Annotated in this window: 13 protein-coding genes and 1 tRNA gene; all 14 read left to right on the forward strand. The window is 62.1% G+C overall.

Annotation, left to right across the window (positions count from 1 at the left end; genetic code table 11):
- Positions 1 to 251: 251 nt before the first annotated feature.
- The 14 genes from tpiA (at position 252) to ACEU5R_RS21055 (ending at position 18,854) form a co-directional block, all read left to right on the forward strand.
- Complete coding sequence (tpiA, locus tag ACEU5R_RS20990) at positions 252 to 998, forward strand: triose-phosphate isomerase (RefSeq protein ID WP_392411489.1); 747 nt, start codon at positions 252 to 254, stop codon at positions 996 to 998.
- Between the two features lie 23 nt (positions 999 to 1,021).
- Positions 1,022 to 1,501 (forward strand): preprotein translocase subunit SecG, encoded by a 480-nt coding sequence (gene secG, locus ACEU5R_RS20995; protein WP_392411490.1) that lies wholly within the window; start codon positions 1,022 to 1,024, stop codon positions 1,499 to 1,501.
- A gap of 252 nt (positions 1,502 to 1,753) precedes the next feature.
- Positions 1,754 to 1,838: transfer RNA gene (locus ACEU5R_RS21000), tRNA-Leu, on the forward strand.
- Positions 1,839 to 2,515: 677 nt separating this feature from the next.
- Entirely contained in the window at positions 2,516 to 3,922 is a 1,407-nt protein-coding gene (locus ACEU5R_RS21005) for an SrfA family protein (RefSeq protein WP_392411491.1), read from the forward strand.
- Between the two features lie 18 nt (positions 3,923 to 3,940).
- A complete protein-coding gene (locus ACEU5R_RS21010) occupies positions 3,941 to 7,102 on the forward strand; it encodes a virulence factor SrfB (protein ID WP_103272958.1) in 3,162 nt (1,053 codons plus the stop codon).
- Positions 7,103 to 7,120: 18 nt separating this feature from the next.
- A complete protein-coding gene (locus tag ACEU5R_RS21015) occupies positions 7,121 to 9,820 on the forward strand; it encodes a virulence factor SrfC family protein (RefSeq protein ID WP_103272959.1) in 2,700 nt (899 codons plus the stop codon).
- A gap of 3 nt (positions 9,821 to 9,823) precedes the next feature.
- The gene (locus tag ACEU5R_RS21020; RefSeq protein ID WP_392411492.1) at positions 9,824 to 10,822 is read left to right on the forward strand and encodes a hypothetical protein; all 999 of its coding nucleotides are present in this window, start codon (positions 9,824 to 9,826) and stop codon (positions 10,820 to 10,822) included.
- On the forward strand, positions 10,819 to 12,783 hold the full coding sequence (locus tag ACEU5R_RS21025; protein ID WP_103272961.1) for a vWA domain-containing protein: 1,965 nt from the start codon (positions 10,819 to 10,821) through the stop codon (positions 12,781 to 12,783). Before ACEU5R_RS21020 ends, ACEU5R_RS21025 begins: the two co-directional genes overlap by 4 nt.
- A 10-nt stretch (positions 12,784 to 12,793) precedes the next feature.
- Positions 12,794 to 13,495, forward strand: coding sequence for an ABC transporter ATP-binding protein (locus tag ACEU5R_RS21030; RefSeq protein ID WP_392411493.1), 702 nt, complete (start codon positions 12,794 to 12,796; stop codon positions 13,493 to 13,495).
- A complete protein-coding gene (locus ACEU5R_RS21035; protein ID WP_103272963.1) occupies positions 13,495 to 14,706 on the forward strand; it encodes an ABC transporter permease in 1,212 nt (403 codons plus the stop codon). The genes ACEU5R_RS21030 and ACEU5R_RS21035 overlap by 1 nt, the downstream gene beginning before the upstream one ends.
- Positions 14,696 to 16,306 carry an SUMF1/EgtB/PvdO family nonheme iron enzyme gene (locus ACEU5R_RS21040; RefSeq protein WP_199770986.1) on the forward strand — a complete coding sequence of 537 codons (1,611 nt, stop codon included), beginning with the start codon at positions 14,696 to 14,698 and terminating at the stop codon, positions 16,304 to 16,306. The genes ACEU5R_RS21035 and ACEU5R_RS21040 overlap by 11 nt, the downstream gene beginning before the upstream one ends.
- A gap of 16 nt (positions 16,307 to 16,322) precedes the next feature.
- Positions 16,323 to 17,060: a hypothetical protein gene (locus ACEU5R_RS21045; RefSeq protein WP_392411494.1), complete on the forward strand. Its 738-nt coding sequence runs from the start codon at positions 16,323 to 16,325 to the stop codon at positions 17,058 to 17,060.
- Positions 17,057 to 17,560: a hypothetical protein gene (locus tag ACEU5R_RS21050; RefSeq protein WP_103272966.1), complete on the forward strand. Its 504-nt coding sequence runs from the start codon at positions 17,057 to 17,059 to the stop codon at positions 17,558 to 17,560. The genes ACEU5R_RS21045 and ACEU5R_RS21050 overlap by 4 nt, the downstream gene beginning before the upstream one ends.
- 82 nt (positions 17,561 to 17,642) lie before the next feature.
- A complete protein-coding gene (locus tag ACEU5R_RS21055) occupies positions 17,643 to 18,854 on the forward strand; it encodes a hypothetical protein (protein WP_392411495.1) in 1,212 nt (403 codons plus the stop codon).
- The last annotated feature ends 262 nt before the right edge of the window (positions 18,855 to 19,116 follow it).

Raw genomic sequence — 19,116 nt, forward strand, 5'->3', positions numbered from 1 at the left:
CCGAACCGCCCCCCGCCGGGCCCCCCCCCCCCCCCCCCACAACAGGATACAATCGCAGGTTTCGCCTGGAATTTTTTCCAGGCAGACCCGTGGGCGAATGTTTCATGGGCCGCAGCCTGCCGTCGTCGGCGCACTCCTGGTGCCGCCCACGCGGCAGCCCCCCGGCCCGGAGGCACCCGTCCGGCGGCGGTCTGGCCTCGCGGCGGGCCGGCGGCCGGCCTCCCGGGCTCACCCTTTCTGACCTTTGCGCCATGACTTCAGTCGAAAACCGCGCCCGCCTCGTGCTGGGCAACTGGAAGATGAACGGCAACCTGGCCGAGAACGCCGCGCTGCTGACCGAACTGCGCGCCGTGGATGCCGCCAGCCATTGCCAGATCGGCGTCTGCGTGCCGTTCCCGTACCTGGCCCAGGCCGCTTCCGCCCTGACCGGCAGCAGCGTCAGCTGGGGCGCGCAGGATGTCAGCGCTCAGGAAAAGGGCGCCTACACGGGCGAAGTCTCCGGCGCGATGCTGAAGGAATTCGGCTGCCGCTGGGCCCTGGCCGGCCACTCCGAGCGTCGCGTGCTGCACGGCGAGACGGACCAGATCGTGGCGGACAAGGCGCGCGCCGCGCTGGCCGCCGGCCTGACTGCCGTGGTCTGCGTGGGCGAATCGCTGGCCGATCGCGACGCCGGCAACACGCTGGCCGTCATCGAGCGCCAGCTCAAGCCCGTGCTGGCCCTGGGCGCCGAAGCCGTGTCGCGCATGGTCCTGGCCTATGAGCCGGTCTGGGCCATCGGCACCGGCCGCAGCGCCAGCCCCGAGCAGGCCCAGGAAGTCCACGGCGCCATCCGCGCCGCCCTGCGCGCGCTGGGCGCGGCCCAGGTGCAAGTGCTGTACGGCGGCAGCGTCAAGGCGGCCAATGCCGCCAGCCTGTTCGCCATGGCCGACATCGACGGCGCCCTGGTCGGCGGCGCGTCGCTCGTGGCCGATGAATTCCTGCGCATCGCCGCCATCTAAAAGTTTCCGTTCCGGAGTCCGTAATGCCCCTGATTCTCAAAGTTCTGCTGGCCGTCCAAGTGATCTCGGCGCTGGCCATCATCATCCTGGTCCTGCTGCAGCAAGGCAAAGGCGCCGACATGGGGTCCGCGTTTGGCAGCGGCTCGGCCGGCAGCCTGTTCGGCGCCACCGGCGCGGCCAACTTCCTGTCGCGCATGACCAAGTGGTCCGCCGTCGTGTTCTTTGCCACCACCGCCGGCCTGGCCTATGTCAGCCACAAGGGCTCCTCCTCGGTCCTGGACGGCGGCGTGATGCAGAACTTCCCGGCCGACCGTTCCGTGCCCCAGGTGCCGGGCGGCGCATCGGTTCCCGGCGGCTCGTCCGTCCCGGGCGCTTCGTCGGTTCCTGGCGCTTCGTCGGTTCCCGGTGCGGCTTCCGCCCCGGCCAAGCCCGACGCCTCGGTGCCTTCGGTTCCGGCGGCTCCCGCCTCGGGCGACAAGCCGGCGCAAACTCCCGCCAAGTAAGGCATGCGCTCGCGCGGCCGGCCCCTGTGGACAGGGGGCGGCTGTGGCTACGCAGCGAGAAGCCGGCGTGAGCCGGCTTTTTGCTTGGTGGGCGTCAAGCACATTGGGCCGTGAGTAGCGTGAGTTGATTACGTGATTTCATGCTAGAATGCTCGACTTTCTGGCATTGCCTTCATGACAAGCGCCAGAATGGCATGCGAATAGCAGGTGCCGGCCTTCGGGCTTGAGGCAACGAGCAAGACGCATGACCCCGCCGACGTGGTGAAATTGGTAGACACGCTATCTTGAGGGGGTAGTGGCGAAAGCTGTGCGAGTTCGAGTCTCGCCGTCGGCACCAAGAATTTGTCCGGGCTCCGTCCTGGGAGTATAAAACCCGCATCTCCGCCGCGAGATTGCGGGTTTTCTGCTATCTGGGCCTGTGGGTGAGCTGTTTTTGTTTGTTGGTCCGCCATATCGATGGGGCATGTGCTTTGCTGCAAGGGCTGGCCGCCACGGCATTTTGTCGACAGGGGTATGGCCTGATCCTGGTTGCCGTCGGAATAGGGTTTTTCGAACCGTCGTCTGGCTAGATTAAATGCCTGCATTTCTTGTATGGAAATGTGGGTTTTTTATTGCCTCATCCTGATTATTTTGCCGGGCAGGTTCCGAGAATTTCGGGGGCCAGTGGCTCAAGGTCCTTTGTGGACATGGTCAATAGCGCGTCTCCCTTGATATTCCGCTTCACGATCCCTAATGCGCACTCGCAATAGCTAGTCTTGCCGTAGCTCGTCGCTTCGCAGCTTTTCTTGAAGTTCCGGTCGAACTCGGGTTCTCGCGAGCAGGCCGCCAGCAAGAATGGCACCAATAGGCAAAGAAGGTAACGATGCAAATTTTTGTGACGCATTGTTAACATATTCCTTATAATCTAACATTATCTCAAATTAACGCTTGAGGCGATCGTCTTGCTCAAGGGCTGGGCAAGGTCCATCGTTTGTTCCCCATTTCTGGCCATCTGTAGCAGAGAAGTAACAAAATATGCTGGGCGTAAAATTACGTAGCGAGAAAATCGATCAATTCGATGTTCTGGGCGAGCGGGGACAAGCCATTCATCTGGTCGCGAGCCAGATTCTCACCGTTTTGAAAAACAAGCGTCCCGACTTGCTTGTGAATTTCGCGGTGCCTCAACCGAGCGAAAATGGTCGCCGCATAGACTGGTATGCGCCGACTCCCGGTTCGGTGATCTCCTGGAATGCGGCGACCGCAACCGAGCAAGCCGGTGCGCTGGTCCGGTTAGACGCAGTGCGCGCCGGCGTTGCGCAACTGCGCGACTCCGTTCTGGCCAAAGGTAGCGGCAACGACGCGGCTCTGCTGGGGCAGTTGCTGAAGTGGATTCTGCATCATCCCGACTCCAGCTTTGTTTTCCTGGTCGACGGGCAGCCCGTCATCACATTCTGGGGATTCGTCCACAACGGCGCCGACCGCACGCTCGACCCCTTGCATGCCTTGCGTCCCGCCGTGCCCGTGGCCGCGCCAGTGCGTGCGCCGGCAGTTGAAACGGCGGCGGCGACTACCACCCTCCTTGACGCGACGCTCGAACGCCGGCCATGGTGGAAGCGTTGGTGGCTTTGGCTGGCACTGCTGCTGCTGTTGCTGGCCTTGTTGTTCGGCCTGCGCGCTTGCGCCCCGAATCTGGTGCCGGGCCTATCCTTGCCGGGTTCCGCTCCGCGTGACGCGACCTTGCCAGATGTCAAGCTGTCCACGCCGTCGCTGCCGCATGCCGGCACTTCGGGTATGGGCATCCCCGGTGGCGCAGCGCTGACGGGTAGCGGCACGGGAGGCGATTTCGCATTACCCGGCGCGCAGCGTGGCGCAGCCTCTGTGGCCAACGCACCGGCATCGGTTGATGCTCCGGCTGTCGGCACACTGCCTCCAGGTGTTGCGGCGAACGGTGACGCAAAGCTGCCCGCGCAGTCCGCGGTTGAAGGCCCCGGAACGTTGCCCTCTCGGCAGGCTGCGCAAGGGGCTGACGAGCATGGCTATGTCGCGCCTCCTACCTTGCCCGACAGCCAGGATGACCTGCGGATTCCGACGGATGCCCGCGATGGCAATGCCGATTTCCTCAACGGCAACTGGCGTGCAGGGGCCGGCATCCAGGACCGCGACACGGGTGAACCGTTGCGCTTGCACTATCAGTTCAAGAATGGCGAGGGGCAGGTCACGGTCAATCGCCATAACGGCGTGCAATGTGCGGCGCCGGTCAGCGCTGCAGTGGACAAGGGCGCGCTATCGATCAGCAATAGCGTGGCTGCTAGATGCACGGATGGTGGCACTTACGACATGCCCTTGATCCAGTGCAAGCCGGGCATGACCAACATCGCCTCATGCGCCGGCAATTATGGGAATGAGAGCTTTCCCATATCCATGCGCCGCGTCCAACCCTAATCGTCGAGAGTATTTGCCATGTTGCCCCCTGTTGATACCTACGATGCTGACAAGGATAACGTCGAGCTTTTCGGCAATACAGGCGTCCAGTTCCTGGATTTGGCGTGCGCGTTGCCAGACCTCAAGCGCGAGCCGGAAGGCGAGTTCTGCATGCATCCATCGGGCCGGATGCCCATTCGCCTTTATGTGCCCGCTGACGGTAAGCCTGGCTATGAAGACAAACCAGGAAGCTTCTTCGAAACCAAGGCTGCGTTCTCATTGCCTATGCAGGAAAGCCTGGAGCTTTTCGACGGCTTTTGGTTGCCGGTGCCGTTCTTTCGCTATAAGTCGGACAGCCAGTTCGATCGGGGCCCCAAGAACTGGGCCCGCCTGCGCTTCGTCAAGCTGGCGCAGGCCGACGCCAATGGCAATACGCACCGCCTGACCTTGGCTTTCGATACGCGTACCCGTGCCAGGGATGACGCCCGTGACTACATCGAGCCCTACGATGAAGACATGGAAACCGGCGCCTTGTTCCGTCTTGCCTTCAATCTGCACGAAATGGAGTGGTTCCTGGACGAGCAGGAGTGGGTTGTCAAATGGTTGGAGAGCATTTTCCGCGAACGTCGCGACGATCTTGAGAACCGGGAAATCGAGAAGGCGCTGGCGAAGAAGGAACATCTCGCCCATTACCTCAACTTGCTCAGCTTGATGCGCGAAGCTGCGCCTACCACGCGTTCCAACAAAGAACTGAAGGAAAAGGTCAAGATCAAGCTGCCGCGCATCAAGGTGCTGAACATGTTGGCACCCAACAGCGATGGCCGCAAGGTCATCAAGGGTGGCAGCATCCCGGTCGATCTGGTGCTGGACGTGGGAAATTCGCGTACCTGCGGCATCCTGATCGAGGAGCACAAGCAGAACGACAATGGGCTAAATGACTACAGCTTCCTGACCTTGCGCGACATGACCAGGCCGGAGCATGTTTATCACCATCCGTTCGAATCGCGCGTGGAGTTCGCGCCGGTAAGCTTTGGCAAGGACGATCTGTCCATGCAGGGCGGGCGGGATGACGCGTTCGTGTGGGTTTCGATGGCGCGCGTCGGCACCGAAGCAAGCAACCTGGCCGCGCGCAAGGAAGGAACAGAAGGATCCACTGGACTGTCCAGCCCCAAACGCTATTTGTGGGATGCCGAGGATGCGTATGAGTCCGGATGGCGGCCCAACTCGTCGACGATCAAGGGCGAATCGCCGGAATGGGCGACGCTCGGTCCCCTGAAGAATCTGATCGATGAAAAGGGCATTCCCCTGTATGGGCCGTGCCCGCTCTACGAGGACGAGGAAACCTCGGGCTTTCCCGCGTTCGAAGCGCACTACACGCGCAGTTCATTGATGGGATTCATGCTCAATGAGGTGTTTGCGCAAGCGGTTTCGCAGATCAACAGCTGGCTATACCGTTCGCGCAAGAAGGACCGCACCTTGCCGCGCTACCTGCGCGCCGTCATCCTGACCGTGCCGCCCAGCATGCCACAAGTCGAGCGCGGCATTTTCAAGCAGCACGCGCAGCGTGCCCTGAGCCTGCTATGGAAGAGCATGGGCTGGCATGTTGGCGAAGGAGATCCCGTCGAGGACGACGAGGACGAGAAGCTTGATCTTTTCGTCCTCCCCTTGCCCAAGATCGTCATCAAGTGGGACGAGGCGACCTGCGGACAGCTGGTGTATCTGTACACCGAGGTCGTGACGAATTTCAGCGGTTATGCCGAAGAGTTCTTCGACGCGCTGGCGCGCCGGGAAAAGGCGGATCGTGAGTGCATCACTGTGGCTTCGCTGGATATAGGCGGTGGCACGACCGATCTGGTCATTACCGACTACAAGCTCGATCGAGGCGCGCGGCAATCGGCAAACAGCTTCGTTCCCATCACGCCTACGCAGCGCTTTCGCGATGGTTTCAAGGTGGCCGGTGACGACATAGTGCTGGAAGTCATTCGAAAATATGTGCTGCCCTATCTTGAGGTTGCACTGAAGGCGGCGGGCGCCAGGGATGCCGCCGCGCTGATGGACGTGCTGTGTGGCAGCACGGGTGATGACGAAAGGCAACGTCTGCTGCGACAGCAGCTTACCCTGCAGTGCTTCTATCCCCTGGCGCTGGTCCTGCTCAAGGAGTATGAAGGCTACGATCCGGAAGTGCCGACGGAGCGCAAGGAAAAGACGATAGGTGAATGGTTGTGCGACAGGCAGCCCTTGAGCGCCGCGGTACGCGGGTTCGTTGGCAAGGCGCTCAATGAGTCTGCCGGCCGGCCGGTGAATTTCGATCTAGAGGGCGTGCTGCTGACCTGCGAGCCGCTCAAGATGCATTTCGACTTCCTGACGGATAACCTGGACATCTGCAATACCCTGCGGAACCTGTGCGAAATCGTCAACTACTACGATTGCGATGTACTGTTGCTGACTGGCAGGCCGTCGGTGCTGCCAGGCGTGCAGGCCGTCATACGCAAGGCAGTGCCGCTCCCGCCGGGCCGTTTGGTGCCCATGCACAACTACCGCACGGGCGACTGGTTCCCGTTCCGCAAGGCGGGCTGCATCGACGATCCCAAGACGACGGCCTCGGTCGGCGCCATGGTCATCTGGCTGTGCGAAAACAATCGTATTCCGACCTTCAAGATCAATACCGGCACGCTCCGGCCGAAACCGCTGATCCGCTACTTCGGCGAGATTGGCAATGACAACATGCTCAAGCATGGCAACGTGCTGTTCTCCGACATCCGTACGCAGCAGTCGGACGATGGCAAGACATCCATGGACCAGAGCATCGAGTTGCCAGTAGATGCGGATGGCGAGGTCATCCCCTTCAAGATTGAAAACACCGCCCGCCTGGGTTATCGGCAGTTGAAGGCCGAACGTTGGCCCGCCACGCCCACGTATGTCCTGGGCTTCGATCGGGAATGGGAGCAGGAATACAAGCGCTCCCAGGAATCCAATCCGAACAAGTCCCATGCTTCGGGGCGCGTGTATTTCAAAGTGGCCAAGCCGACTGACCAGGAACGCAAGGCAGGCCTGATCAGCGACCGGTTGTTGGTCGCGAAGACGGCGCCCTTGACCGATGACGGCCGCGGAAAGCCCAGCGTCAGGCTGCAATTGAATACCCAGCTCCGGATCGGGAAGGCGAATTTTTACTGGCTGGACAGCGGCAGCGTGAAAGGTTGATTCAGGGTTGATGGCGACATGAGCGAATCTCAGGAAAAACTTGCACGCCAGTGGCGTGCGATTCATGAAGGTGCGGGCCGCGCGATTGCATGGATAGATGCGGTGCGCGGGAATTCCCGAAAACTTGAAGACAAGGCTGACGGCCTGATCTACGGTTTGCGCCGGGCGAGCAACAAGGCGCGCAGCCTGGAGCGGGCGGCTGGCCATCCCATGGCTATCGGCTTTTTCGGCTTGTCCCAGGCGGGCAAGTCCTATTTGATTTCCACACTGGCGGCGGGTGAGAACGGCCGCCTGGAAACCGAATATGGCGGCCAGCGAGTGGACTTCCTTACCTCGGTCAACCCCTCCGGGGGCGGCAGTGAGGCGACTGGACTGGTGACGCGATTCACGCGCGTCAAACCCGAGATCCAGGATAGCGGCTATCCGATAGAAGTCCGGTTGTTCCGGGAAATCGACCTGGCCAAGATACTGGCCAACGCGTGGTTCAAGGACTTCGACCAGGGCAAGGTTGAATACAAGATCGATGCCAATCGCTGCAAGTCCATGCTGGACCGGTTCGCCGGCCGCGCCGGAGGCGAACGCCAGCCTGGCGTCGACGCCGATGACGTCGTTTCCCTTTGGGACTACGTCGTGGAATCGTTCGGCAACCATGTCCAGGCATTGGAAGGTGATTTGCAGGGCGGCTATTGGCCCCAGGCTGCCGCGCTGGCGCCCTATCTGTCTCCCGGCGACCGCGCGGAGTTCTTTTCCATACTGTGGGGCGAGGAGCGGCAGCTAACGCAAGCCTATGCGCAGATCGCCGAAAGCCTACAGGAAATCGGCAACGCCGGTGTCGCTCATATTCCGTTGGAAGCGGTGCAGGATCACAGCGATGGTCCGCCCAGCATCATGAATGTCACGATGCTTGATCAGATCGGCGGCGACAGCGCAATGATCAAGATACGCGGAGTGAAGGACGGAAAGCTGGGCGAGCCGGTCGCCATTCGGCGCTCGCACCTGGCCGCGTTGACGACCGAGCTGGTTTTTCCGTTGGCGAATTCACCCCGGGAAAAGTGCCTGGAGACTGTGGATCTGCTGGATTTTCCGGGCTACCGTGGCCGCTACGACAAGGCCAGGCTGAGTGAAATTCCGAACAACCCCGTGGGGGAGCTGCTGCGTCGCGGGAAGGTTGCCTATCTGTTCGAGCTGTACACCGAGAACCAGGAAATGAACGGACTCGTGCTGTGCACGCCCGCGCACAAGCAGCCCGAAACGAGCGCGGTGGTGCCCGTGCTCGACCGCTGGGTCAGGCGTACGCAGGGAGATACCGCCCGAGACCGCGCCGAACGCTCGGGATTGCTGTGGGCGGTGACCATGTTCAATGCGCGTGTCACGGACATGCTGCAGAAGCAGGATAAATGGCATCAGGAGTGGAAAGGCCTGAATGACATCGCTTTCAAGATCTACGAAAGCCTGGAGTTCATGCGGGATTGGCGAGGCGGCAGGCCATTCAGCAATACCTTCATGGTGCGCACCCCGTCTTATACCGATTTCACGGTCAAGCAGGGTGACAAGGAAGTGGGAGTGTCGCCCGACAAGAAGGAAATCCTGGGTTTGATGCGCGCTAGCTTCGTCGAATCGGACGTACTGCGCGGCCGCTTCCCGCAAGCGGGGGAGTCCTGGGATGCGATGATGCAGCTGGATGATGGTGGCATGGGTCGACTGGCCGGGGCCATCTCGGATATCAGTGACATCGAGTTCAAGCTGGCCCGCTTGGGAATGCAGCTCGACGAGACACATCGCAAGATCGTGGACGTGGGCGTTGGTTTGTTTCATCGTGAAGGCAGCGACGCCGAAGGCGCCAGGCAAAAGAAGAGGGCGCTGGCCGACAAGGTCGCTCCGGTGTTGCGCAGCATCGCCGACAATCCCAAGGCCTACTTCATCCTGTCGGAATTGATGCATGCGCTGGAGCTGCCGAGCGAGGCGTTGCGCAACCTGTATCTGAGCGGTGCCGATGTGCAGCAGGCGGCGACTGCCGAGACCGGGGCGCAGGCTGCTAGCAGCGCCAGCGGCGATGCCGATGACCTGTTCGCCAGCCTGTTGGGCGGCGGCGCGGAGGACAGCGCACAGGCCGGATCGACGGCGGATGCCGCGCGAGTGGATACGTATGAACACTGGTTCGCCGATTCTGCGTTCAAGCTGTGGTTGAACCACTTGAGCGAGATCCCGGGCCGCACGCGCCAGCATTCGATGCTGAAGAACATTCCCCAGGACATCCTGGAGATCGTCGTCGAAGAGCTGCGCAACGCCGCCTACCGGGAGAACGCCCTGGGCCTGAACTTGCCGGCCCAGATGTTGCAAAGCCTGCTTTCGCGGACGGACAGCGCGTCCAAGCGCGACCAGATGGTCATGAGCCAGGTGCTGCGCGTGCAGATGGTGCTGCGCGATTTCATCGCCTGGCTGGGCTACCTGGATATGAATGAAGGCGCCAAGCCTGCAAGCGCGTCGGTTGCCAACGGCAAGGTGTTCGCCAGGACCACGGCGCTGGATTCTGCTTCCGGCCTGCCCGACCTGCCCGAGAAGAATGACATGGGCAAGGGGCGTGAGTTCCTGAAGGACTGGGTGGCGTGCCTGATCGACATGATCATGAAGAATGCCGGCTTCACGGCTGGGCAGGAAATCAGCGACGATCAAAACGAGGCATTGGGCGTCATCATCGCCGACATCAAAAAGGGTTGATATATGGCTGTATTCGTTTCTTTCAATCCGCTGCCCAGCAAGCGCGCAGGTTACGCTGAACTCCACGTCGAGGGTTGGAACGGCGGCGCGCAGGACGTCGAGCTCAGCATCCGGCGCAATTCGTCGCCGGCCCACCTTGATGCCATGGGCAAGTGGAGCGGTGAGCAGCAGTGGTTGCGATTTGGAGACGGACAGGCGCGCGAGAGCCGGCTGGTCATCGAGGTCGGCCCGGCGATCGTCGACGCCCTGCTCGAGGTCAGGCGCAACGCATCCTTCCGCATCGAGGTGCGCAAGCCCGGGGGTGAACTGCGGCAGTACCCGGTTCGTCCGATCCCCAATGATGTGACGCCATCCACTGCCGCCGGCGAGGCGCCGGTGCAGGCCACCGTCGTCGATATCGCGCCGAAGTCGCCCGAGCCCGTCTCGCCGCCCGCCGAGGAGCCGCTCGCACCGTCAGTGGTCAAGGAGGAGGCCGTCGCGCCGGCCGAACCCCAAGCTCCCACGATGCCCAAACCTAAACGCATGGGTGCCATCATCGGCGGTGCGTTGGCGCTGCTCGTCGCCGCGGGTGTGGCGGCATGGTTCTTGATGAAGAAGGACGAGACTCCGCAGCCGCCGGCCAAACCCGCTGCACCCGCCGCTGCGCCTGTGCCTGCGGCCGCTGCCTGCTCGAAGGAGAATCTGGCTTCCGCCGCGGAAATGGCCTTTGTGCAGGATTGCGTGCGTGACGTAAAGGACTCCGCCGCCATGCTGGGCATCATCCAGGCGGCGCGCGAGGCGGGCAAATGTTCGATCGCACAGCGCCTTTACGCCAATCGGGCGCAGGCTGGGGACGTGCCCATCGCCCTGGCCTATGCGCAGGAGTACGACCCCGCGGGCTACAAGGAAAACGCTTGCTTCAAGGCGGACGCCGCTACAGCTGCGTACTGGTATCAGGCCGTGTTGGACAAGGACAAGGACAACGCACAGGCGCTGGCACGCCTGAAGGATCTGCCGAAATGAGGAACATTGCCCTGGCCCTGGGCCTTATCAGCCTGGTCACTGCTGCGCACGCAGCGCCTCCGCTGTTGCAGGAAGGCAAGAAAACGCTCTATCAGCGAGTGCTGACTACGCCAGGTTGCGCATTGCACGAGGCGCCGGGTGGCAAGCCGGGCGCCGTGCAGCCGACTTTCAGCCGCTTCTACGTCTATGCAGGCAAGGACGAAGCAGGCAAGAGCTGGGTGCAGGTCGGACCGGACTCTTTTGGCAAGACGCTGGGTTGGCTCGATAGGTCGTGCACGGTGGACTGGAGGATGCAGATGTCCCTGGCGTTCACCAATCCCGCCGGGCGCGATCGCATGCTGTTTTTCAAGGACCGATCGGCCCTGGACGCGGTGTTCAACGCCATTGACCCAGTCGAAAAGATCGCGCCTGTGCGCCAGCAGCTGAAGACCAAGGGGCAGGCGCCGGGCATCGTGGCTCAGGAGCCCGAGTTGTTTGTGGACATGGCCAAGAACTTCTACCTGCTGCCAATTCTCGGTGGCGAAGAAGTCATGACGGAACAGAACATGCGGGTGCGGGTGCTGAACGTGGCATCCGTCAGCGCCGCGGACGCAGTGGACTCGGCCAAGGCGGGTCAGGATCAGTCCACAGCGCACGAACGCACCAAGCAGATCAAGGAGTTCAGTTCGGCGGTGGTGTTCGTCATCGATTCCACCATTTCGATGGACCCCTACATCGAACGCACGCGCGAGGCGGTCAGGAAGATCTACGCCAAGGTCGAGGCCGAGAAGCTGGGCGACAAGGTCAAGTTCGGCCTGGTGGCCTTCCGTTCCAGCACCAAGGCCGTGCCTGCGCTGGAGTACGTCAGCAAGATCTACGCCGATCCAAACAAGGTCAAGGATGGCGCAGATTTCATGGCCAAGGTGGCCGAGCTAAAGCAGGCCAAGGTGTCCAGCAGTGCGTTCGACGAAGATGCCTATGCCGGCGTGATGGACGCGGTCAATAGTATCGACTGGCGGCCTTATGGCGCGCGCTACGTGGTGTTGATCACTGATGCGGGCGCCATTGAAGGGGGCGACAAGCTTTCTTCCACTGGCATGAGTGCCAGCCAGGTACGGCTTGAGGCTGCCAAGCCGGGCGTGGCCATCTACACGCTGCATCTGAAAACGCCGGCAGGGGCAAAGAATCATGCGAACGCGGAAGCCCAGTATCGCAATTTGTCCTCGTATGGCGGTACCAACCTGTCGCTTTATTACCCGGTCAACGCCGGCGACGTGAACGAGTTCGGCAAGAAGGTGGACGCTTTGTCCGAAGCCATCACTCAACAGGTGAAGGCGGCTTACCAGGGCGAGGATGCCATCGGCAGTGCGGCCAACGCGGCGGACCCTGGCAAGAAGCCCGTCACCGCTGAGGAAAAAATGCTGGCGGATGCTGCATTGGTTGGCAATGCGATGAAGTTGGCATATCTGGGCGAACGCATTGGCGCCAAGGCGCCGCCCGTGTTCCAAGCCTGGATCAGCGACCGCGATCCGATCAAGCAGACCGTGCCGACGACCGATGTACGGGTGCTTTTGACCAAGGGGCAGCTCAGCGATTTGAACGACATCATGAAGAAGATCGTCGATGCCGCCAATCAAGGGCTGATTTCACCGACCGAAATGTTCAACCAATTGCGCAACGTGGCGGCGACAATGGGGGCCGACCCGAACCAGTTGCAGAAGTCGGACAAGAAGTTGGCCGAGATGGGTTTCATGGCCGAGTACCTGGAAGGCCTGCCCTACCATAGCGAGGTGTTGAATCTGGATGAGCAGACGTGGAAAAGCTGGGATGGCCTGGCCCAGGAGAAATTCATCCGCAATCTGTCGACCAAACTGCGTCATTACCAGGTCTACAACGCTGATGTAGACCGTTGGGTGTCTCTTGCGCCGAATAGCGACCCGCGCGATCACGTCTACCCCGTCCCTCTGGAAATGATGCCCTGACGGGAAGACGATGCTTGCTATTGATGATTTGCGCCTGCGGCGCGGGCAGGGCGATTCTGCCTACGAAGTCCGTCTGCCAGCCTTGCGCATGGCGCGCGGCGACGTGTTGGCGGTCGTGGGCGGCAGCGGCTGTGGCAAAAGCACTCTGTTGGAAGGCATCGGCTTGCTGTTGAAGCCCGAGCGGGTCCGCGCGTATGCGCTGGGAGAAAACGCCGATGTCGCGGCGCTGCTGGGCCGCGATGACGAGCCCGCCCTGGCAGCCTTGCGCGCATCGCGCATCGGTTTTGTGTTGCAGACCGGCGGCCTGCTGCCGTACCTGTCTGTGCGGGAGAATATTCTGCTGCCTCGCCGCCTGCTCAGTTTGCCGGCGGATGGCGAGCGCGTGCGCCATGCCATCGAGGTGCTGTCTCTGGGGCGGCTGCTGGAAAAGCGACCCGCCCACTTGTCGATCGGCGAACGGCAGCGTGTGGCGGTGGTGCGCGCGCTGTCGCACGATCCGGACGTGCTGTTGGCCGATGAACCGACTTCGGCGCTGGATCCGGACAATGCGGGCAAGCTGTTCCAGTTGTTCATCGACCTGGCGCGAGACTGCGGCTTGGCCACGCTGGTCGTGTCGCATGATTGGGATCTGGTGCGCCGGTTCGGCCTGCCGTGCTTGGAGCCCGCATTGCAGCCTGGACTAAGCACTTTCAGCATGCGCGGGGAATTGTGATGCGCGCATGGCAGATCGCTCGACTGGCAGGCCAGGATCTCTGGCACGACCGCCTCGTCTCCCTGTGCATGATTGCCACGCTGGTGGCGGTGATCGCGCCGCTGCTCCTGTTGCTTGGCTTAAAGCATGGCGTGGTGAGTTCCATGCAGGATGAATTGGCCAGGGATCCGCGCAACCTGGAGATCCGTATGCTCAGCAGCGGCAGCTATGACCAGGCGTGGGTGGATGAACTGGCTCGGCGGCCGGGCGCTGGTTTTGTCGTGGGCATGACGCGCTCGCTGAACACGCAGGCCGATTTCATTCGCTCCGCGACCAGATTCCTCGAGAACGTCGAAGTGCTGCCTACGTCCGCAGGCGATCCCCTGCTGGCTGGCATGGACGTGTCGGCATTGGGCGGCATGGGCGTGGTATTGAGCGCTCAGGCGGCGCAGCGCCTGGATGTCAAGGCGAAGGATACGCTGCGCATGCGGATCGCGCGTCGCATGAACGGAGTGGATCAGCAAGCCGTGGTTGAGCTTGGCGTGTTCGCGGTTCTGCCCGGCGATGCCTATGAACGCCCGGCGGCATTCGTCCAGCCGGCCCTGTTGCGCGACATGGAATGGTATCGGGACGGATTCGCGATCGCCTCCATGGGCGCCGAGGACGGCCAGCCCGTGAATGGCGCACGGCAGCGGTTTGCCCGCGCACGCATCTACGCAACGGATCTAGATGCCGTGGAAGGCCTGGAGCAGAGCCTGATCGACCGGCGCATCGAGACCAGCAGTCGACTGGCCGACATACGCAATCTAAAGGCGATCAACCATCTGTTGACGACGGTGTTCAGCATTATTTCCCTCACTGCGATCGCCGGCTGCGTGGCGGCGCTGGCGGGTGCGTTCCTGGCCAATGTCAGGCGCAAGCGGCGTGATATCGCAACCCTGCGCCTGTTGGGCCTGGGCGGAGGTGAGATTGCAACCCTGCTGGCGACGCAGGCGATCGCGCTCACGGTCGTGGCCATGGGGGCCGGACTGACCGTGTATTTCATGGGGAGCGCCGTGTTCAACAGCGTGCTCGGTGTGGTCAGGTCATCCGGGCAATTCGCCTGCCGGATCACGCCGGCGCATGGCGTGCTGGCGTTCATGCTGGCCCTGGGAGTAGCGGTATTGGCGTCAATGATCGGCGCGGCCAGCGCCAAACGTATTCAACCCGCGGAGAGTCTGCGTGAAATATAGATTGCTTGCCCGATGGGGCGTTTCAGTGCTGCTGGCGTTGCCGGCATGCCACGCAGTGCAGGCCGCGGATGCACCGGTCGCCAAGCCGAAATGGGATGCGCGCTTCTACAATCCGCGTCCGGCGGACGGCGATATCGTGCTGCCATTGCCGTGCGACGGCGGCATTGTCTTCAGGAAAGTGATCGTCCCGGTAGGCGGGCCGCTGGCCGACCTGCCCATCCAGGTGGGGCAGGAGGGCGGCGCCTACTCTTTCGTGGAAAAGAGCCGCCCGGCGTTCATCGCCGGCGGATTCACTGAAAGCAGCTCGGACAAGAAGTCGAAGTCCAGCTATTACCTGATGGCCAAGTATGAACTGACGATCTCGCAGTATCAGGCCTTGAATACTCTCAATGGTGGCGCTGCGCAGTGTCCAAATCCCGAGGCCTCGGATGGGCGCTTTCCCGTCACCAACGTAAATTGGTTCGACGCCTTGCGCACGGCGCACCAGTACAACGTCTGGCTGCGCCAGCATGCAAAGGGAGTGCTGCCCAAGGAGGATCTGATTTCCGGCTTTGTGCGGCTGCCCACCGAGGTCGAGTGGGAGTTTGCGGCGCGCGGCGGCATCAAGGTCAATGCCGCCGAGTTCGCCGAGCCACGATATCCCATGCCGGACGGGAAGATCAACCAATACGAGTGGTTTGGCGGGACGCAGTCCTCCAACAGCAAGATCAACCGCATCGGCGTGCTGCTGCCCAACCCGCTGGGGCTGCACGACATGCTGGGCAACGTTTCCGAAATGACGCTGGACGCGTTCCGGCTCAACAAGTTCGATCGCCAGTACGGCTCCGCAGGCAGCTACGTGATCCGCGGTTCGGACTACATGCAGCCGGAATCGGACCTGCGCGCAGCCTTGCGCCGCGAGGGCAATCTCTATGATGAGAACGGCGAGATCCAGGAGAAGACCGTGGGTTTCCGCTGGGTGATAGCGTCCAGAGAGATGACATCCGCCAAGCACGTCAAGGACCTGGAAGACAGCTACAACAAGTTGGGCGACGGTCAGGTGTCGTCGGATGCATCCGAGAAGGGCGCTTCGGCCGTGAGGGAACTGAACACGCTGGCCGGAACGGTCACGGACAAGAAATTGAAGGAGCAACTGGCCAGCCTGGAAGGCAAGCTGCGTGCCAGCAATCAGCAACAGGAAGAAGCGCGCGACCAGGCTATCCGGGCCAGCCTGAACCTGGGCGCATTCCTGTGCACGAAGCTCAAGGATGACGGCGAACATCGGAATTTCCTGCGTGACGTCTACAAATCCACCTGCGAGGGCGGAAATGCGGATGCCACCTGCGAACGCCGCAAGCAGTTGCTCACGAACCATGAACGCCGGGTGGAAGGCGTGACCCAGTACTACGCCAGCAGCCTGGTCGACTCCGCCATTCTCTATGGCGCGGACAACCTGGCCAGGCAGGTGCCTGTCTTGGACAAGATGTTCGAACAGAACAAGCAGCTCAACGGTCTGCGGCCGTTCCTCGTCGCCTATTGGTCGCATCAGAAGGCATATCTGGGGAACAGGAAAATCGACCGCGCCGCGTGGCTGGATTCGTGTATAGCCGTCAATAAATAAAAACCAAGGAGTTCATATGTCTTTTCTCGCACAGAAGTGGAAGCGTATACCCGTCGCGCTCATGGTGGCTTGCTCGGTGGCGATCAGCGGATGCGCCAGTACGGGCAGTTCCATGCTTGGCAAAGGTGTCAGGCCGGATCCCCGCCTGACGCAGGGCAACGACGCAAAGTTCTTCAGTCAGTCTGGCCTGGAGGCTTGCATGATGGGCGCGGCAGCGGGCGCGGTGGTAGGCCTGCTGGCGGGAGGAAAGAACAAGGGGACGGCCGCCGTGGTTGGCGCGGTCGCGGCTTGCGGCGTGGCGATGGGCGCCAACTACTACCTGGATGTCCGCCGCGGCCAGTACCAGAACACGTCCGACCAGCTCAAGGCGATGGGCGATGACATCAAGACCGATACGCAGAAAGTGCAGGCACGCAGCAATTCCATCAAGGCCGTGATGGCCGATGACAAGAGGAAGTTGGAGATGCTCCAGTCCGACATTACGGCCAAGACCGGCGATCAGGCCGCCGCGAAGAGGGAACTCGCGCAGATCGACGCCAACATCGGCGTCATCAAGAAGGATCTGAGCAATATGAAGAATGTGGCCGACCAGTATCGCCAGGCTGGCGCGCAGACCCGAGGCTCCGCCAAGGAAACCCGGGAAATGCAGCAGCAGCTCGCCGCGCTGGAGACCAAGATTGCCCAACTCAACAAGGAAGCGGACAGCTACTTCGCCCTGCGTAGCGCCATTGATCTCGGGGAGCAGAAGGCATGACGCGCATGTCAATTCGAATCCTGCGGGCCGTGCCCGTCCTGACTCTGGTCGTGTTGGCGGGCTGCGCCACCACGGCGGCCGATTGCGATCCCTCGAACAGGAATGCGGGTTTTCTGACCAAGATGAACTGCGACGCGGGCGGAGGCTATGGCAAGCACGTCGCTCAGCGCGAGGACGAGGTGAGGGCGGCTCAGGTCGAGAACGCCCAGGCCAGGCAGGTGCTGGCCGATCTGGAAGCTCAGCGTGAGGCTATCGGCAAGTCCGTAGCGGAGAAAACCAAGGCGCGCGACGCGTTGTCGGCTTCAGTGAAGAAGCTGCTGGATCAGGCCAGGGCCAAGTCACAGCACAGTGCGGAGCTCAAGCGGCAGTTGGCCCAGTCCGAAAAGGCGTTGAAGACGCCGGTCAACGTCAACGCCTCGGATGCCGCCCTGGAGGCGCAGATCAAGGCCAAGCAGGCCGAGGTCTACAAGCTGCAGAAGAGCATGGAGCTCGTTCCCTAGCGAAATCGCATACCCGCGCCCTGCAACGCCCATCATTCGAGACATCGTCATGCAACGCTTTTTTAGGGACCCGGGAGGGAACATGTCCCAGTCGGCGCTGTCCAGCGCCTACGGACAGCGGATTGCGCTCATTCGCAAGCACTTCCCGCCGGGGGTTGCCGCGGTATACGCCACCCCGCAGCTGGGCGCGGATGGCGTGCTCGAATGGTGGACGTCGCAGCAGGGAATGGTGACGTCCTATGCAGCCTTGAGCGCCGACGCTCAGCAGGCGCTGCTGCGTGCTTACGATGCCCACCTTGCCACGCTCGATGGCCTGATCGAGGCCATGCGTGCGAGAGGACTGGCCGAACGGGCCGGACAGATCGAGGCGCTGCGCACGCCGCCGGCGCTGGACAGACTGTACAGCGTCGACGGGCGATTGTTGGTGCGCCTGCAACAGGATCCTGAGCCCCCACCCATCATCGCGGTGGCGCCCAGCGCGCCGCCGGTGCGTTGGTGGCGCGTGGCGCTGGGCGCCCTGCTCCTTCTGGCGGCGATGCTTGCCGTGCTGTGGTGGTGGTTCAGGCATCCCGTGGCGCCGCCGTCCGTTGCGGCCGTTGCTCCCGTGCCCGTGCCCGTACCGGTGCCTGTGCCGGTGCCGGTGCCAGAATCAAGACCCGAACCCAAGCCAGAGCCAAAGCCCGAGCCCAAACGAGATTCCGAGTGGCCTACGGAGCTCGCCTTTGTCCTGGAAACGTCGGATCGCATGAGTTCGCAGCCGAACAAGAGAGGCGGTCTGTCTCGCACGGCTATCGGGCGCGGTGAGATCCAGCGGATCGTCGGCAGGTTGCCCAAGGATACCGATACGCAACTATTCACGTTTCCTGCTGGTGAGTGCAGATCGCCTGTGGGCCATGGCGTATTTCCGGCGCAGAAGCGCCCGGATCTGTTGAAGACGGTGCAAGGAGCGCCGGACGACGGGAAAGCCGCCTTGGTCGAAGGCCTCAAGATGGCGGCGGCATCAGTGGACGGCGTCAAGCGCGACGCCCTGGTTTTCCTGTTCCTGGGAGGTACGGACGCGTGCGGCCAGGACATCTGCGCGTACGTAAAGCAGATCATCCGGGAAAAGCCCCGGCTACGGGTCAATATCGTGGACCTGAGCGATACGCATGGCGTGGCGGAATGCGTGGGCAAGCTGCCACGCGTGGGTTCGTATATCTGGGGTGACGTGAAGCGCGACGAGAAGAGCGTCGATCTTTCCCGGGAAACGGCAAGGATGCTGGCTCCCGTGGGAGAATCCCGGCGAGCCCCCTGAGATCCCGGCCACCCCTCTGCCGCAATTGTCATGGCAGGGCCATTTGCCCCATCCCATGCCCGATTTCGCGCGATGAGTTGCATCCCGGCACTGCTCAGTGTGTTGGCACCGGCAGGAGTGTGTCTGATGTACCCCGAGGCGTCCACCCTGGCGAACGGCGGGGGTGAGCCGCCGTCCGCTGCCGTGCAAGCGGACCGTCTGGCCGGAGAGCGCCATGCCTGTGCGCTGCCCGCGCAGCGGCGACGCGGATTTCAGCGGCTAT

This window comes from Achromobacter sp. 413638 (genome assembly GCF_043119405.1).
In the GTDB taxonomy this organism is placed as follows: Bacteria; Pseudomonadota; Gammaproteobacteria; order Burkholderiales; family Burkholderiaceae_B; genus Achromobacter.

Bases quoted from the DNA above. Each gene is read 5' to 3' on its own strand.
- tpiA (WP_392411489.1), top strand. From the start codon at position 252: ATGACTTCAGTCGAAAACCGCGCCCGCCTCGTGCTGGGCAACTGGAAG.
- secG (WP_392411490.1), top strand. From the start codon at position 1,022: ATGCCCCTGATTCTCAAAGTTCTGCTGGCCGTCCAAGTGATCTCGGCG.
- ACEU5R_RS21005 (WP_392411491.1), top strand. From the start codon at position 2,516: ATGCTGGGCGTAAAATTACGTAGCGAGAAAATCGATCAATTCGATGTT.
- ACEU5R_RS21010 (WP_103272958.1), top strand. From the start codon at position 3,941: ATGTTGCCCCCTGTTGATACCTACGATGCTGACAAGGATAACGTCGAG.
- ACEU5R_RS21015 (WP_103272959.1), top strand. From the start codon at position 7,121: ATGAGCGAATCTCAGGAAAAACTTGCACGCCAGTGGCGTGCGATTCAT.
- ACEU5R_RS21020 (WP_392411492.1), top strand. From the start codon at position 9,824: ATGGCTGTATTCGTTTCTTTCAATCCGCTGCCCAGCAAGCGCGCAGGT.
- ACEU5R_RS21025 (WP_103272961.1), top strand. From the start codon at position 10,819: ATGAGGAACATTGCCCTGGCCCTGGGCCTTATCAGCCTGGTCACTGCT.
- ACEU5R_RS21030 (WP_392411493.1), top strand. From the start codon at position 12,794: ATGCTTGCTATTGATGATTTGCGCCTGCGGCGCGGGCAGGGCGATTCT.
- ACEU5R_RS21035 (WP_103272963.1), top strand. From the start codon at position 13,495: ATGCGCGCATGGCAGATCGCTCGACTGGCAGGCCAGGATCTCTGGCAC.
- ACEU5R_RS21045 (WP_392411494.1), top strand. From the start codon at position 16,323: ATGTCTTTTCTCGCACAGAAGTGGAAGCGTATACCCGTCGCGCTCATG.
- ACEU5R_RS21050 (WP_103272966.1), top strand. From the start codon at position 17,057: ATGACGCGCATGTCAATTCGAATCCTGCGGGCCGTGCCCGTCCTGACT.
- ACEU5R_RS21055 (WP_392411495.1), top strand. From the start codon at position 17,643: ATGTCCCAGTCGGCGCTGTCCAGCGCCTACGGACAGCGGATTGCGCTC.